We start from the raw sequence: 15,928 nt of genomic DNA, 5'->3' as shown, positions 1-15,928 counted from the left end.
TTCTTTCAACCGCTTCTTTCCACGGAAAACATGAATAGCATAAATTTCTATGGAACGGAAATTTTCACCGGCTCTGCCCCGCTTTCAGCCGTGCCACTTCGACGCGGATGGGTGCAAACGGCCCGTAGCGGTGCTGGCTTTCCGAAAACCCGTCGGCATAGGGGCCATAGGGCGCATCCACCGGTTTGTCGAGCTTGTCGGGGAAATCCGCGGCAAGGTCCGCCTTGCGCGGCCGCGGCTGCGAGACGACGAAGGCAGCGACGTCCCAGGCGTCCTCGGGGGCGAGCCGCGGCATCACCCAGCTCGTGCCGTTCGGCATGTTGTCGTGCACGAAATTGGCGATGGTGATGAGCCGGTTCATGCCGGCCCCGTCGTTGAAGCTGTCCTCGCCCCAGAGCGGCGGCGTCGCATAACCGAGCGCATCGCCCCTGACGCCGCGCCGCACGCCTTCGCCGCCGGTGCCGTGGCACAGGGCACAGTTGGCGCGGTAGACTTCGGCACCGCGCGCCGGATCGGCCGGCCGGTCGAGCTCCGCCATCGCCTGCAGGCCCTGCCCGGCCACGGCGGCATCCTTCGGCAGGCCGTTCGAGAGCACGCGGATATAGGCGACGAGCGCCAGCATCTCGCGGCCGGCCGCCGGCAGGGGCCGGCCGTTCATGGATCGCGTCATGCAGCTGTTGACCCGGTCCTCGATCGACACCTCCTCGCCGCGCCGGGTGCTGTAGCGCGGGTAGTCGACGAAGGCACCCACGAGAAGCAGGCCGAATTTCTTGCGCCCCTCGTCGAGATGGCAGTTGCGGCAGGCGAGATTGTTGCCGGCATAGCGCCGGGAAGCATCCGCCACCTCCGGCCCGACATGGGCATAGGTCGCCGCCACCAGCGAGCGGCCGTAGCGCACGAGCCGGCCGTTCTCGTCATCCGGCAGATGATCGATGTCCGGCACGCTCCAGACGGTGACGGGCGCCGCCGGCGCGCTCTGGGCTTGCGCTCGCTCCGCGCCGGCGAGCCCGACGAAGAGGACGAGCCCCGCGGCAAGCCTGCCCAGAACCCTGTCGACCATCATGATGTGCCCCCGTCCATCCCGGGCGAATGCCCGGTCCCCATCGTCCATGCAAGCCGAAGCGGCCGGCAAGAGCAAGGCCGCAGGCAGCCGGACCTGCACCGCTGGAACAATGGGCCGCCGTTCCCATTTCTTGAGGGAGCCCGCTGCGAACCCGGGCTCAAATCCGTGGCTCCCGACCGAGGGGAGAACAAGCGATGCTGCCATCCCGCCGCTCCGTCCTCCACGCCTTCCTTTCGGCACCCGCAGCCTCCCTGCTCGCCTCGGCTTCCGCCGGCGCGCAGCCGGTCCCCGCACCGCTCACACGCACGCCGGCCTGCGACGGGCTGGAGCCGACGCCGCCCGCAACCGAGGGGCCCTTCTACAAGCCGGACACGCCGGAGCGGCGCAGTTTCGCCGAGGACGTGCCCGGCGGTGAGCCGATCACGCTCGCCGGCTTCGTGCTCGACGAACAATGCCGGCCGCAGGCAGGGGCCCTCGTCGAGCTCTGGCACGCCGACGACGAGGGGCGATACGACAATGCCGGCTACAGGCTGCGCGGGCACCAGTTCACCGACGAGGGCGGACGCTGGTGGTTCTCCACCATCGTGCCCGCTCTCTACACCGGCCGCACGCGCCACTACCACGTCAAGGTGCAGCGCCGCGGCGGCGACGTGCTGACGACGCAGCTCTACTTTCCCGGCGAGGCGCGCAACGCCCGTGACCGCCTGTTCGACGAGCGCCTCCTGATGCGTGTCGAGGAGACCGCCGACGGAAAATTCGCCCGTTACGACTTCGTCGTCTGACGCCGGCAAGGCGGGATCACCGATCCGCGAGAATTGCGCAGATCATCATATGTATTGATCGCGCCCTTCGGCCCACGTCAGGCTTTCTCCGATCATATCCGCCATCCCTTGCGGCCCTGAAGGGTTGCAATGCCAGGCTATATCGCCTAACGTGCGCCGCATCATACATATGCAGCAATCATCAACTGCGCAGGCGCATGTCTGCGCAATGCTTGTTGTATTTGGCATCGATTTTCTTGCGCAAGAACAAGAAATATAAAGAATCAAATTCACGGAACCAAGAGGAAGAGCTAATGACAATCACGAAGACGATCGGCCTTGCCGCCGCGATGTCCCTGGCTGCCATCATCGGCGCCGCGGCGCCCGCTGCCGCCCAGAGCTGCGAGGTCGACAGGCCTGTTGTTTTCGGCGATCTCGATTGGGATTCGAACTTCTTTCACAATGCTGTCGCCCGCTTCATCGTGGAGAAGGGATACGGCTGCAAGACCGATTCGATCCCCGGCTCCACCATCCCGCTCTACACGGGTGCGGTGCGCGGCGACGTCGACGTCGTGATGGAGATCTGGTCGAACACGGCGCCAGAGGTGTGGCGCGACGGCGTCAAGGACGGCAAGGCGGTGGAGATCGGCGTCAACTATCCCGACGCCATCCAGGCCTGGTTCGTGCCGCGCTACCTCGTCGAGGGCGAGGACGCCCCCGCCAAGGACCTGAAGTCGGTGTCGGACCTGCCGAAGTTCAAGGAGCTGTTCAAGGATCCGGAGGAGCCGGAGAAGGGCCGCTTCTACAACTGCATCTCCGGCTGGGCCTGCGAGGTCATCAACACGAAGAAGCTCGCCGCCTACGACCTCAACGAAACCTACGTCAATTTCCGCCCCGGCACGGGCGCAGCGCTGATCGCGGCCATCGAGAGCAACATCAAGCGCAAGCGGCCTATCGTCTTCTACTACTGGGGCCCCACCTGGGTGCTCGGCAAGATCGGCGATCAGGTCGTCCAGCTCGAGGAGCCGGCCTATGACGACGCCATCTGGAACACGCTGATGGAGACGAAGAACGCCGAGGACGTGGAGAAGGCGACCGCCTATCCCCTCACCAAGGTGCTCATCGGCGCCAATGCCGAATTCGCCAAGAAGGCGCCGAACCTGGTCGCCTTCCTCGAGAAGTACGAGACGACGAGCGCGCTCGTCTCCGAAGCCCTCGCCTACATGCAGGACAACGACGGCTCGGCCGAGAAGGCCGCCGAGAACTTCCTGAAGACCCGCGAGGATCTGTGGACGCAGTGGGTGCCGGCGGACATCGCCGAGCGCGTCAAGCAGGCGCTCTGACTGCCCCAGCGCCTCGCCGCCCCCGGCGGTGAGGCGCCCCACCGGACACCTTTGGCATGAACATCTTTCCCGACATCCGCGGGCCGATCGCGGCCGCGACGAACGACCTCGTGGATTTCCTCGTCGTCGATTACGGCGACGCCTTCGAAGCCTTCTCAAACGTCCTCCTCCAGGCGCTGCTCTTCATCGAGCGCGGCCTGCGCGCCGTGCCGCCCTGGGCGATGATCCTGATCATCGCGGCCGTGGCGCTGGCGGCGAGCCGCAAGCCGCTCATGGCCGTCGGCGCCGCCGCCGGGCTGTGGTTCATAGGCGCGCTCGGGATGTGGGACCAGGCGATGCAGACGCTCGCCATCATCCTCGTGTCGGTCTGCTTCTGCATCCTCGTCGGCCTGCCGCTCGGCGTCCTCGCCGCCTCCTCGCGGATGTTCCGCCGCGGGCTCATCCCCGTGCTCGACCTGATGCAGACCATCCCGAGCTTCGTCTATCTCATCCCGGCGGCGATGCTCTTCGGCCTCGGCAAGGTGCCGGCGATCCTCGCCACCGTCATCTATGCCCTGCCGCCGCTCATCCGCCTCACGGACCTCGGCATCCGCGAGGTCGACGGCGAGGTGGTGGAGGCGAGCCGCGCCTTCGGCGCGACGCGCGCCCAGATCCTCACCGGCGTGCAGATCCCCCTGTCGATGCCGACCATCATGCAGGGCATCAACCAGACCACGATGCTGGCGCTGTCCATGGTCGTCATCGCCTCGATGATCGGCGCGCGCGGCGTCGGCGAGACGGTGCTGCTCGGCCTGCAACGCAACGATTCCGGCACCGGCCTCGTCGGCGGCATCACCATCGTCATCCTCGCCGTCGTGATCGACCGCATCACCCAGGCCTACGGCCGGCGCCTGCAGCGCCACCGCAGCGCCGAGGCCTGAGAGGAGCCGCCATGCCGCTCATCGAACTCGACCACGTCGTCACCATCTTCGGCAATGATCCGGAGGGAGCCCTCGCGCGCGTGCGCGCCGGGGCCGACAAGAAGACCCTGCTCGCCGAGACGAACCACGTCCTCGGCCTCGACGACATCACGCTCTCCATCGAGGCGGGCGAGATCTTCGTCGTCATGGGCCTGTCCGGCTCGGGCAAGTCGACGCTGGTGCGCCACATCAACCGGCTGATCGATTCGACCGCCGGGGCGGTGCGCATCGACGGCACGGACATCATGGCCCTGTCGAAGAAGGAGCTCATCGCCCTGCGCCGCCGGCGCATCGCCATGGTGTTCCAGCGCTTCGGCCTCTTGCCGCACCGGCGGGTACTCGAGAATGCCGCCTACGGCCTCGAGATCCGCGGCCTGCCCAGGGCGGAGCGCGAGGCGCGCGCGCAGGAGTGGCTGGAGCGCGTCGGCCTCAAGGGCTACGAGGACCGCTATCCCGGGGAGCTGTCGGGCGGCATGCAGCAGCGCGTCGGCCTCGCCCGCGCGCTCGCCGCCGATACCGACATCATCCTCATGGACGAGGCCTTCTCGGCGCTCGACCCGCTCATCCGCAGCGAATTGCAGGACGAACTCGTCGCCCTGCAGCGCGCCACGGGCAAGACCATCGTCTTCATCACCCACGATCTCGACGAGGCGCTGCGCCTCGCCGACCGCATCGCCATCCTGAAGGACGGGCGGCTCGTGCAGGTGGGCACGCCCACCGACATCCTGCTCTCGCCGGCCGACCCTTACGTCGAGGCCTTCGTGCGCGACGTGAACCGCGCCCGCGCGCTGACCGTCGACAGCCTGATGCAGCCGCCGGCCCTGCGCCTCAGCGAGGAGAGCATCGGCGAGGCGCTCGCCGCCATGCGCCGCACCAAGTCCGACGTCGCCTACGTGGTCGACGACGGGCGCTTCGCCGGCGTGGTGACGAAGGAAGGGCTGGAGCGCGCGGCGGTAACGCAGGGCGCCGGCGAGGCGGTGGCCGCCGTGGCGGAGGCCCATCCCGCCGTCACCGCCGATACGGCGATCGAGAGCGCCATCCCGACGCTGCTCGAAAGTCCCCATCCGCTGCCGGTCGTCACCGAGGACGGGGAACTCGCCGGCATCGTCCGCCCCGAAAGCGTGAGCGAGGTGCTCGTCAGCGAGCGCACCCAGGCGGATCTCGTCGAGAGTGCGGGTGCCGGCGAGGCGGCCGCGAGCCGCCGCGCCGATATCGACAGCGCAGCGTGAGCGGAGGCGGGCCGGCGGCCCGCCTCACCGTTTCACCGCGGCAGCACGGCCTCGACAGCCGCCTTCGCCGCGGCTACGACCACATCCGCCTCCTCGCGCGCCAGGCACAGCGGCGGCGCAAAGCCGAGGATGTCGCCCTGCGGCATGGCGCGGCCGATGACGCCGCGTTCGAGAAGGGCGGCTGCGACGCGCGGCCCGACCTTCTCTTCCACCGCGAAGAAGGCGCGGTCGTCCTTGTCCTTCACGAACTCGACGGCCGCGAGCAGCCCCTCGCCGCGCACCTCGCCGACATGGGGATGGTCGGCGAGCGCCTCCTTGAGGCCCTTCACGAAATAGGCGCCGACCTCCCCCGCATTGGCGACGAGGCCGAGCTCGTCGACGAGCTCGAGATTGGCGACGCCCGCCGCGGCGCAGAGCGGATGGGCCGAATAGGTCCAGCCATGGCCGATGGGGCCGAATTTGTCCGAGCCCTCCTCGAGCACGCGCCACACCTTCTCCGATACGATGACGCCCGAGAGCGGCGCATAGGCCGAGGTCAGCCCCTTCGCGATCGTGATGAGGTCCGGCCGGATGCCGTAGTGGTCGGAGCCGAACATCGAGCCGAGGCGCCCGAAGCCGGTCACCACCTCGTCGGCGATGAGCAGGATGTCGTACTTGGCGAGCACGGCCTGGATCTTCTCCCAGTAGCCGGCCGGCGGCGGCACGATTCCGCCGGTGCCGAGCACCGGCTCGCCGATGAAGGCGGCCACCGTCTCCGGCCCCTCGGCGAGGATCAGCGCCTCCAGCTTCTCGGCGCACCAGGCCGAGAACTGGTCCTCGCTCATGCTCCGGTCGGGGCGGCGGAAGTAGTACGGCGCCTCGGTGTGCAGCACGGGCGGCAGCGGCAGGTCGAACTGGTTGTGGAAGGCGGCGAGGCCCGTGAGGCTGCCGGTCATCAGGCCGGAGCCGTGATAGCCGCGCCAGCGCGAGATGATCTTCTTCTTCTGAGGCCGGCCGAGCACGTTGTTGTAGTACCAGACGAGCTTGATGTTGGTCTCGTTGGCATCCGAGCCCGAGAGGCCGAAGAAGACGCGGCTCATGCCCTCCGGCGCGCGGTCGATGATCATCTTGGCGAGGCGGATCGACGGCTCGGAGCCGTGGCCGACATAGGCGTGATAATAGGGCAGCTTCGCCGCCTGCTCGGCGATGGCCTCGGCGATCTTCTCCCGGCCGTAGCCGACATTGACGCAGTAGAGCCCGGCGAAGGCGTCGAGGCTGCGCCGGCCCTGCCGGTCGACGATATGGACGCCCTCGCCGCCGGCGATGATGCGGTTGGGGCTCTCGCCACGGGCGTGCTGGCCCATGTGGGTCGACGGGTGGAAGAAGTGGTCCCGATCCCAGGCGGTGAGTTCGTTGTCGGGCAGGATGGTCTTGTCGAGCATGGTCGTCTCCGGGATCAGGACAGGTCGAGGCAGAGGTACTTGAGATCCGTGAAGGCTTCGAGGCCGTGGCGCGAGCCCTCGCGGCCGAGGCCCGAGAGCTTGACGCCGCCGAAGGGCACGGGCGGGCCGGTGAGCTTGACGCGGTTGACGGCCACCATGCCGTAATCGAGCGCCCGGCCGAGGCGCAGGGCCCGCGCCCCGTCCCGCGTCACCACGTAGGCGGCGAGGCCGTAGTCGCTGGCATTCGCCCGCGCGACCGCCTCCTCCTCCGTGTCGAAGGGCGTGACGGGCGCGACCGGCGCGAAGGTCTCCTCGCGCATGATGGCCGCGTCATCGGGCACATCGGCGAGCACGGTCGGCTGGAAGAACAGCGTGCCGTCCTCCGGCCCGCCGCCGACGAGGCAGCGCGCCCCGCGCCGCACGGCATCGTCCACATGTGCCTTGGCCTTGGCGACCGCGCGCGCATGCATCAAGGGGCCGATATCGGTCCCCGACGCGAGGCCGGGGCCGACCTTCAGCATCTTCACCTGCGCGGCAAAACGCTCGCAGAAGGCCTCGTAGAGGCCGCGCTGGACATAGATGCGGTTGGCGGCGAGGCAGTCCTGCCCCGAGGTGGCGAATTTGGCGTCGATCGCGATGGCAACGGCACGGTCGAGGTCGGCGTCGTCGAAGATGATGAGCGGGGCGTGCCCGCCGAGCTCCAGCACCAGCCGCTTCATGCCGGCGGCGGCCTTCATCGCCACCTGCCGGCCGATCTCGGTCGAGCCGGTGAAGCTCACCGCGCGCACCCGCTCGTCCTCGCAGAAGCGCCCGGCGATGGTGGCGGCATCGCCCGTCACCACGTTGAAGACGCCCCCGGGCAGGCCGGCCCGCTCGCCGAGCTCGGCGAGCGCCAGCGCGGACAAAGGCGTGTAGGAGGAGGGATGGGCGACGACCGTACAGCCGGCGGCGAGCGCTGCGGCCGCCTTGCGCGTCAGCATGGCGGAGGGAAAGTTCCACGGCGTCAGCAGCGCGGCGACGCCGACCGGCTCGCGCCGCACCATCATCTCCGCGCCGGGGAGATGGCTGGTGACGCCCTCGACATTCACCCGCACGGCCTCTTCCGCATACCAGGCGACGAAGGAGGCGGCGTAGTCGATCTCGCCGCGGGCCTCGGCGAGGGGCTTGCCCTGCTCCATCACCATGATGACGGCGAGGTCCTCGCGCGCCGCGATGATGAGGTCGTACCAGGCCCTGAGGCGCGCCGCCCGCTCCTGCGGCAGCAGCGCGCTCCAAGCCGGAAAGGCGCGGTGCGCCGCCGCAACGGCCGCATCGGCGGCATCGGCCCCGAGCGCGGCGACGCGGGCGACGAGCGTGCCGTCGGCGGGATCGTTGACGTCGAAGACGGCGCCGTCGGGCGCCGCCGTCCAGCGGCCGTCGACATAGCCGAGCGTGCGTACGAGCCGCTGGTCCTTCAGGCGGCCGTAGCCCGGGTGATGCTCGACGGCACGCGCCGTCGCGGCAAGAGCGTTCATGGTTCTCCTCCGGCGAAGTCCTTCACCGCGAGGCTAGCCGCGGCGGCGCCGAGACTTGGTCCGTTCTCGCCTCCCGCCGCCGAGGAAGTTTCGGTATTTCGGCCGGAGGGCGAAAAACTCTCGCCGCCTCAGCCGAGCACCGACTGCAGGAACTCGCGCGTGCGCGGCTCGGCCGGGGCCGTGAAGATGCGCTCGGGCTCGCCCTCCTCGACGATGCGGCCCTTGTCGAAGAAGCAGACCCGGTCCGACACCTCGCGCGCGAAGCGCATCTCGTGCGTGACGAGCAGCATGGTGAGGTCGTGCTCGCTGGCGAGGTTGCGGATGACGCCGAGCACCTCGCCGACGAGCTGCGGGTCGAGCGCCGAGGTCGGCTCGTCGAAGAGCAGCACGCGCGGGCGCATGGCGAGCGCACGGGCGATCGCGACGCGCTGCTGCTGCCCGCCGGAGAGCTGGGCGGGATAATGGTCCTTCTTGTCGGCGAGGCCGACCATGCGCAGCAGGTCGATGGCGCGGCACTCGGCCTCGGCGCGCGACAGGCCGAGCACGGCGGCCGGCGCCTCGGTGACATTGCGCAGCACGCTCATGTGCGGGAAGAGGTTGAAACTCTGGAACACCATGCCGACGTGGCTGCGGATCTGGTGCAGGTGCCGGTCGCTGGCGCGGAAGGGGCCCTTGCCGTTCGGCTCGTGATAGGGAATGCCGGCGAGCGTCAGCTGCCCCTCCTGGAAGGGCTCCAGCGTCATCAGGATGCGCAGCACCGTCGACTTGCCCGAGCCCGAAGGGCCGATGAGCGTGACCTTCTCGCCCGGCGCGACGGCGAAGTTGAAGTCGTCGAGCACGGTGAGCGCGCCGAAGCGCTTGGTGACATTCCGGAACTCGATGACGGGCGCGGCGGCGGCGCTCGCCGCATCCGGCTGTTGTGCAAGGACCTTGTTCATCGCAGCGGTATCCCGGCTTTCGGCAGCACCTTCTCCAGCCGGTGGATGCCGGCCGAGCAGATGAGGGTGAGCAGGAGGAAGATGATGCCGACCATCGACAGCGGCACGAGATATTCGAAGGTGCGCTCGCCGATCATGTTGGCGAGGCCGAGCATCTCGAGCACGGTGACGACGGAGAGCACGGGCGTCTCCTTGAGCATGGCGACGAGGTAGTTTCCCATGGTCGGGACGATGCGCGGCACCATCTGCGGGATGACGATGTCGCGATAGGTCTGCCAGCGCGTCATGTTGAGCGCCGTCGCGGCCTCCCACTGCCCGCGCGGGATGGCCTCGATGCCGCCGCGATAGACCTCCGACGTATAGGCGGAATATTGCAGGCCGAGCGCGATGACGCCGGTGAGGAAGGCCGGCAAAGTGATGCCGTAGTCGGGCAGCACGTAGTAGAGGAAGAAGAGCTGCACGAGGAGCGGCGTGTCGCGCAGGAACTCGACGACGAAGGCCGTCGTCAGGGCCACCGCTTTGATGCGGCTGCGGCGCAGGAGCGCGAAGACGAGGCCGAGCACGAGGGCGAGCGCGAAGCCGGCCGCCGCCGCCTGCAGCGTGACGGTGAGGCCGATCAGCAGGATCGGCAGGATGGACGCCGCATAGGTGAGCGGCGTCGTGAGGTCCCAGGCGTAGCCGTACATCATGCGTGCGCCGCCCTTGGAAAGGCCGCCCCGCGCCGCACCATCCGCTCGATCAGCCGCATGGCGAGCATGAGCACCAGCGACATCAGGAAGTAGCCGACGAGCGTCAGCGTGTAGACGGTGGCGCTGTCGAGGGTGATGTTGCGGATGGACTGGGCGCGGAAGGTCAGGTCCGCGATGGAGATGAGCGAGACGAGCGAGGAGAGCTTCAGCGTCTCGATGGCGAGATTGCCGAAGGCCGGCATCATCTCGACGATGGCCTGCGGCAGGCAGATGCGCATCAGCGTGTGCACGCGCCCGAAGTTGAGCGCCCGCGCCGCCTCGCGCTGCGCCACCGGCACGGCGTTGAGCGCCCCGCGCACGATCTCCGAGCCATAGGCGCCGACGTGGAGCGACAGGCCGACGATGCCCGTCGTCACCGGATCGAAGGACAGGCCGACGAGCGGCAGGGCATAATAGAGCCAGAAGAGCTGCACGAGCAGCGAGGTGCCGCGGAACACCTCGGTGTAGCACAGCGCGAGCGTCGAGACGGCGCGCCCGCCTTCGACGCGGGCGATGCCGGCGGCGAAGGCGAGCGCCGCCCCGATGGCGATGGAGGCCAGCGTGATCCATGCGGTCACGAGGGCGCCCTGCGCCAGGGATGGCAGATAGGTGAGCCAGTCCATCGCGGCCCTCCCGGTCGGACGTCGTGGACGGGAATGTCGCGCCCGGTCGGGCCGGGCGCGACGCTGCGCTCTAGCCCAGGCTCACTTGCCGGCGCACAAGTCGGCGACGTTCTTCTCCGCTGCGGCCTTGATGCTCTCCTCGCTGAGGCCATAGGAGGCGAGGATCTTCTTGTACTCGTCGGTCTTGCGGAACTCGACGAGCTCCTTGTTGAAGGCGTCGTGAAGATCCTTGTCCTCGGGACGGAAGGCGAAGCCGCCGTAGTTGCGCACCGGCTTGTTGTCGACGACCGGGTCGGTGAAGGGCTTCACCTGCTCGACGGCCCCCTGGCCCTTGGCGAGGTTGGCGACGGTGAGCTCGGTCGCCGCATAGGCATCGGTGCGGCTCTGCACGGTGGCGAGCGCATCGGCATTGGCCGTGATGAACACCACCTGCTCGTCCTTGACGCCGACGGCGCGCAGGAAGTCGATGTTGTTGGCGCCGGAGACGACGGCCACCTTCAGCGACGGGTCCTTGGCGATGTCGGCGTAGGTCGTCAGGCCCTTGGGGTTGCCCTTCTTGACGAGCAGGCCCTCGCCGTAGCTCGAGTTCGGCTCCGTGAAGGCCACCTGCTTGCAGCGCTCGGGCGAGATGTTCTGCTCGGCCGCGACGAAGTCGTAGCGGTTGGCCTTGAGGCCGGGGATGAGGGTGCCGAAGGGCGTCACCGTCCAGTTGATCTCGGTGATGCCCATGCGCTTCAGCACGGCGATGGCGACCTCCGGACCGATGCCGGCGGCGGAGCCGTCGGGGGTCATGTAGCCGTAGGGCACCTCGTTGGCGGTGGCGGCGCGGATGTAGCCCTGCGACTTGATGTCGTCGAGGCTCGCGGCCTGCGCAGTGCCGAGGCTGAGAACGAGGGCAATGGCGGCGGCGCCGGTGGCAAGGGACAGCTTCATCGATCTTCTCCTCTGGTCTTCAGTCATCCGCATGCCGATTGGCTCGGCTTTCGGCGCTGCCGCCGGCGGAAATGGCTTGGCCGCTCTGGAGCCCTTCCGGCTCCGGAGCGGCGAACGGGTCAGGGCGCCTCCTCGACCGTTGCGGTGACGAAGAGGCAGTCGCCCGGCTTCACGAGGCCGGGAAAATGCCGCGCGGCGAGGATGCCGCCGTGCTTCGCGCGCATCGCGAGGGGGGCGAGCCCCGTGCGCGCGATGGGGTGGATCAGCGCGACCACCTCCCCTTCCGAAACCTCCTCGCCGAGGTCCTTGGCGAAGGCGACGAGGCCCGCCTCCTCGGCGAAGACGAAGCAGTCGTCCGATGGCATGTCGAGGAAGCGGCTCGCGGCCGGCTCGGGCTGTCCGGCGAGGATGCCGGCGTGACGCAGCACGTTGGCGACGCCGCGCCGGGCGATGGCGATGGTGCGCGCGCTCGCGGTACCGCCGCCGCCGAGCTCGGTGGTGACGAAGACCTTGCCCATCTCCTCGACGGTCGTGTCGTACATGCCGACCGCGTCGATCTCGCGCATGCGCATCGAATAGGGAGCGCCGAAGGCGGCCACCGCCGCGAAGCAGCGTGCCTCCTGCGCCTTGTCGGGCAACTCGTGCGCGGCCGCATAGGGCACGAAATCGAGCGTGCGCCCGCCGGAGTGGAAATCGAGCACGATATCGGCGAGCGGCACGAGGTGGCGGGTGAAGTAGTCGGCGATCTTCTCCGTCACCGTGCCGTCGGGCCGGCCGGGGAACGAGCGGTTGAGATTGCCGCGGTCGATGGGCGAGGTGCGCGTGCCGGCCGCGAAGGCCGGGTAGTTCATGGCCGGCACGATGATGACGCGCCCGCTCACCGCCTCCGGCGTAAGGCGCTGCGCGAGGTCGAAGAGCGCCGCCGGCCCCTCGTATTCGTCGCCGTGATTGCCGCCGGTGACGAGTGCCGTCGGCCCCTCGCCGCCCGCGACGACGGTGATCGGGATCATCACGGAGCCCCAGGCACTGTCATCGCGGCTGTAGGGCAGGCGCAGGTGCCCGTGCCGCACGCCGGGAGCGGCAAGGTCGATGGTCGGCACGACCGGTGAGGGGCGCGAAGCGGGGGTCATGAGCACGGGTCTTCAGTCCCTGACGAAGAGCTGGCGCGGCACGTTCGACAGGCACGCGACGCCGTCTTCGGTGATGACGATGCTCTCGGTGATCTCGAGGCCCATGTCCTCGAGCCACAGCCCTGTCATGAAGTGGAAGGTCATGCCCGGCTCCAGCACCGTGCGGTCGCCGGGCCTGAGGCTCATGGTGCGCTCGCCCCAGTCGGGCGGATAGCTGAGGCCGACGGGATAGCCGGTGCGGTTGTCCTTGACGATGCCGTAGCGCCGGAGCACCGCGAAGAAGGCGTTGGCGATGTCCTCGCAGGTATTGCCGGGCTTCGCCGCGGCAAGCCCCGCCTCCATGCCCTCGAGCGTCGCCTTCTCCGCATCGAGGAAGGCCTGCGTCGGCTTGCCAAGGAAGACGGTGCGCGACAGGGGGCAGTGATAGCGCCTGTAGCAGCCGGCGATCTCGAAGAAGGTGCCCTCGCCCGCGCGCATCGGCGCGTCATCCCAGGTCAGGTGCGGGGCGGAGGCATCGGCGCCCGAGGGCAGGAGCGGCACGATGGCGGGATAATCGCCGCCGTAGCCGTCCGCGCCACGGATGCCGGCGTCGTAGATCTCGGCGACGAGGTCGCTCTTGCGCATGCCGGACTTCACGGCCTCGAGGATGCGCGCATGCATCTTCTCGACGATGCGGCCGGCCTTGCGCATGTAGTCGAGCTCGGTCGGGCTCTTGATAGCGCGCTGCCAGTTGACGAGCGCCGTCGCATCCTTGAAGCGCGCGTTCGGCAGGTGCTTCTGCAGCGAGGCATAGGCGGCGGCGCTGAAATAATAGTTGTCCATCTCGACGCCGACGGCAGCGTTGCCCCAGCCGCGGTCGGTGATGATCTCAGACAGCAGGTCCATCGGATGGCGTTCGGTGGACTGCACGTAGTGGTCCGGATAGGCGAGGATGTTGTCGTCGCCGATCCAGGCCGTGCGCCGGGCGCCGTTGGCATCCTGCGTGCGGCCGTACCAGACCGGCTCGCCGTCGCCGGCAACGAGCACGCACTGGTGTACGTAGAAGGACCAGCCGTCGTAGCCCGTCAGCCAGTGCATGTTGGAGGGGTCGGTGACGATCAGGAGATCGATGCCCGCCTTCTCCATCGCCGCCCGCGTCTTGGCGAGGCGCGCGGCATATTCCTCCCGCGAGAAGTTGAGTGTGGCTGCGCTCACGCGTCCGCTCCCGTCCTTGTCGTTGTGTCGAAAGCCATGCCGGCATCCGCCTCCACCGCGCGGCGGTGGGCGAGGATGGCGATGGCCGTGTCCTGCACGCCCGTGCCCGTCAGGTCGCACAAAGTGATCTCGTCCTCGCTCTGCCGGCCCGGACCGAGGCCCGCGACGACAGCGCCGAGCTCGGCAAAGGTCGCATCGTCGGCGACGACACCGGCAGCGATGGCATGGTGGAGTTCGCCGAGCCGGCGCGTCTGCTTCAGGCTGTCGGCCACATAGGTGGCCCGGCCGAAGACCGCCGGGTCGATCTCGTTCTTGTGCTCGGCGTCCGAGCCCATGGCGGTGACGTGCTGGCCGGGGCGGAGCCAGTCCGCCTTGAGGATCGGCGCCTCGGCCGGCGTCGTGGTGACGATCACATCGGCGCCGCTCACGGCGCTCTTGGGATCCGCCACGGCCGTGGCGGCGACGCCGAGTTTGTCGGCCATCGCCGCCGCCGTCTCGCGCGCCTTCTCCGCGTCCCGCGCCCAGATGCGCGCCTCGGCGATCGGCCTCACCAGCGTCAGCGCCTCGAGCTGCAGCCGCGCCTGCACGCCGGCGCCGAGGATGGCGGCGACGCGCGCATCGGGCCGGGCGAGGTGCTTCGCCGCCACCGCGCCGGCCGCGGCGGTGCGCACGTCGGTGAGATAGCCGTTGTCGAGGAACAGCGCCTCGACGAGCCCGGTATGGGCGGAGAAGAGGATCATGAGCCCGTTGAGGCTCGGCAGGCCGATCTTCGGATTGTCGAAGAAGCCGGGGCTCACCTTGATGGCGAAGCTGCCGAGACCGGGCACATAGGCGCTCTTCACGTCCACCTCGCCGCGATGCTCGGGGATGTCGATGCGCATGATCGGCGGCATCGCCACCGCCTTCGTCGCGAGCGCGGCGAAGGCCCCCTCCACCGCATCGACGGCGCTCCTGTCGAGGGCGACGATGCGGCGCAGCTCGGCCTCACCGAGGATCAGCATGCGGCTCATGCGGCACCTCCCTGCGCGACGATGGCGCGATGGCGCTCCGGATCGATGTTGCGCCCCGTGACGAGCGCGACGACCGGGCCATGGGCCGCGATCCGGCCGGCGAGGATGGCGGCGACGCCGACCGCACCCGCCCCCTCCACCACCTCGCCCTCAACATGGAAGGCATGGCGGATGCCAGCGGCGATCTCCGCCTCGTCGAGCAGCACGACCTCGTCGAGCAGCGCCCGGCACATGGCGAAGGTGTAGCGATTGGCAAGCCCGATGCCGCCGCCGAGGGAATCGGCCAGCGTCTCCACCTCCTCCACGGCGACGGGCCGGCCGGCCGCGAGGCTCGCGTGCATGGCCGCGCCGCGCGCCATGGAGATGCCGATCACGCGCACGGATGGCTTCACGCCTTTGACCGCCGCCGCCACGCCCGCGGCGAGCCCGCCGCCGGACAGCGGCACGAGCATCGTCGCGAGGTCCGGCAATTCCTCCACCACCTCGAGGCCGAGGGTGCCCTGGCCCGCGATGACGTCCGGATGATCGAAGGGCGGGATGGCCGTCAGCCCCTCCTCACGCACGAGGCGGTCGACCTCGACCTGGGCGTCGTCCTGCGAGCGGCCGACGATGCGCACCTCGGCGCCGAGCGCCCGCACGGCCTCCACCTTGTTGGCCGGCACGAGCGCCGAGAGGCAGACGACAGCCCGGATATCGAGCGCCTTCGCCGCATGGGCGAGCGCGCGGCCATGGTTGCCGGTGGAGGCCGTGGCGACGCCGCGCCGGCGCGCATCATCACCAAGCGCAAGGAGCGCGTTGGTGGCGCCGCGCAGCTTGAAGCTGCCGGTCTCCTGCCGGCTATCGAGCTTGAGGAAGACGGGCGCGCCCAGCCGCCCCGTCAGGCTCGGCGAATGCTCCAGCGGCGTCACCGACACCTTGCCCGCAAGCGCACCCCGCGCGCGCTCGATCGCGGCGAGGCCGACCGGCGGAGCGTCGATGGGTGGCGCTTCGATTGACCTGGGCCCGGCAGATGACATGGGCGAAGGCAGCTCCCGTCACTGGTTCGGGAGCATGCTCGGACCACGCATGCATCATGTCAATCG

General features: G+C 69.1%; 15 protein-coding genes. 4 read left to right on the top strand and 11 right to left on the bottom strand.

Annotation, left to right across the window (positions count from 1 at the left end):
• Positions 1-64: 64 nt before the first annotated feature.
• On the bottom strand, positions 65-1,063 hold the full coding sequence (locus GGR16_RS19370) for a c-type cytochrome (protein WP_019403076.1): 999 nt from the start codon (positions 1,061-1,063) through the stop codon (positions 65-67).
• Positions 1,064-1,257: 194 nt separating this feature from the next.
• Between GGR16_RS19370 and GGR16_RS19365 the strand changes: the two genes are divergently transcribed.
• From GGR16_RS19365 to GGR16_RS19350, 4 genes are all read left to right on the top strand, one after another.
• Entirely contained in the window at positions 1,258-1,845 is a 588-nt protein-coding gene (locus GGR16_RS19365; protein WP_019403075.1) for a dioxygenase family protein, read from the top strand.
• A 293-nt stretch (positions 1,846-2,138) separates the two neighbouring features.
• On the top strand, positions 2,139-3,167 hold the full coding sequence (locus tag GGR16_RS19360) for an ABC transporter substrate-binding protein (RefSeq protein WP_183317674.1): 1,029 nt from the start codon (positions 2,139-2,141) through the stop codon (positions 3,165-3,167).
• A gap of 62 nt (positions 3,168-3,229) precedes the next feature.
• On the top strand, positions 3,230-4,087 hold the full coding sequence (locus GGR16_RS19355) for an ABC transporter permease (protein ID WP_026015292.1): 858 nt from the start codon (positions 3,230-3,232) through the stop codon (positions 4,085-4,087).
• Positions 4,088-4,098: 11 nt separating this feature from the next.
• Positions 4,099-5,355 (top strand): quaternary amine ABC transporter ATP-binding protein, encoded by a 1,257-nt coding sequence (locus GGR16_RS19350; protein WP_183317673.1) that lies wholly within the window; start codon positions 4,099-4,101, stop codon positions 5,353-5,355.
• A 32-nt stretch (positions 5,356-5,387) separates the two neighbouring features.
• Here GGR16_RS19350 and GGR16_RS19345 read toward each other — a convergent pair whose 3' ends face one another.
• The 10 genes from GGR16_RS19345 to eutB form a co-directional block, all read right to left on the bottom strand.
• Positions 5,388-6,776 (bottom strand): aspartate aminotransferase family protein, encoded by a 1,389-nt coding sequence (locus tag GGR16_RS19345; protein ID WP_183317672.1) that lies wholly within the window; start codon positions 6,774-6,776, stop codon positions 5,388-5,390.
• Between the two features lie 14 nt (positions 6,777-6,790).
• The gene (locus GGR16_RS19340) at positions 6,791-8,290 is read right to left on the bottom strand and encodes an NAD-dependent succinate-semialdehyde dehydrogenase (protein WP_183317671.1); all 1,500 of its coding nucleotides are present in this window, start codon (positions 8,288-8,290) and stop codon (positions 6,791-6,793) included.
• Positions 8,291-8,418: 128 nt separating this feature from the next.
• Complete coding sequence (gene ehuA, locus GGR16_RS19335; RefSeq protein WP_019403069.1) at positions 8,419-9,228, bottom strand: ectoine/hydroxyectoine ABC transporter ATP-binding protein EhuA; 810 nt, start codon at positions 9,226-9,228, stop codon at positions 8,419-8,421.
• The gene (ehuD, locus tag GGR16_RS19330; protein WP_026015290.1) at positions 9,225-9,917 is read right to left on the bottom strand and encodes an ectoine/hydroxyectoine ABC transporter permease subunit EhuD; all 693 of its coding nucleotides are present in this window, start codon (positions 9,915-9,917) and stop codon (positions 9,225-9,227) included. Before ehuD ends, ehuA begins: the two co-directional genes overlap by 4 nt.
• Positions 9,914-10,579 (bottom strand): ectoine/hydroxyectoine ABC transporter permease subunit EhuC, encoded by a 666-nt coding sequence (gene ehuC / locus GGR16_RS19325; RefSeq protein WP_019403067.1) that lies wholly within the window; start codon positions 10,577-10,579, stop codon positions 9,914-9,916. Before ehuC ends, ehuD begins: the two co-directional genes overlap by 4 nt.
• An 81-nt stretch (positions 10,580-10,660) precedes the next feature.
• A complete protein-coding gene (ehuB, locus tag GGR16_RS19320; RefSeq protein WP_183317670.1) occupies positions 10,661-11,512 on the bottom strand; it encodes an ectoine/hydroxyectoine ABC transporter substrate-binding protein EhuB in 852 nt (283 codons plus the stop codon).
• 119 nt (positions 11,513-11,631) lie between these two features.
• On the bottom strand, positions 11,632-12,642 hold the full coding sequence (gene doeB, locus GGR16_RS19315; RefSeq protein WP_183317669.1) for a N(2)-acetyl-L-2,4-diaminobutanoate deacetylase DoeB: 1,011 nt from the start codon (positions 12,640-12,642) through the stop codon (positions 11,632-11,634).
• A gap of 12 nt (positions 12,643-12,654) precedes the next feature.
• Entirely contained in the window at positions 12,655-13,836 is a 1,182-nt protein-coding gene (doeA, locus tag GGR16_RS19310) for an ectoine hydrolase DoeA (RefSeq protein WP_183317668.1), read from the bottom strand.
• Positions 13,833-14,846 carry an ectoine utilization protein EutC gene (eutC, locus tag GGR16_RS19305; protein ID WP_183317667.1) on the bottom strand — a complete coding sequence of 338 codons (1,014 nt, stop codon included), beginning with the start codon at positions 14,844-14,846 and terminating at the stop codon, positions 13,833-13,835. Before eutC ends, doeA begins: the two co-directional genes overlap by 4 nt.
• The gene (eutB, locus tag GGR16_RS19300) at positions 14,843-15,862 is read right to left on the bottom strand and encodes a hydroxyectoine utilization dehydratase EutB (RefSeq protein ID WP_183317666.1); all 1,020 of its coding nucleotides are present in this window, start codon (positions 15,860-15,862) and stop codon (positions 14,843-14,845) included. Before eutB ends, eutC begins: the two co-directional genes overlap by 4 nt.
• Positions 15,863-15,928: the final 66 nt, after the last annotated feature.

This window comes from Chelatococcus caeni, assembly GCF_014196925.1.
Taxonomy (GTDB): domain Bacteria; phylum Pseudomonadota; class Alphaproteobacteria; order Rhizobiales; family Beijerinckiaceae; genus Chelatococcus_A; species Chelatococcus_A caeni.
This window is presented reverse-complemented; position numbering and strand designations above follow the sequence as displayed.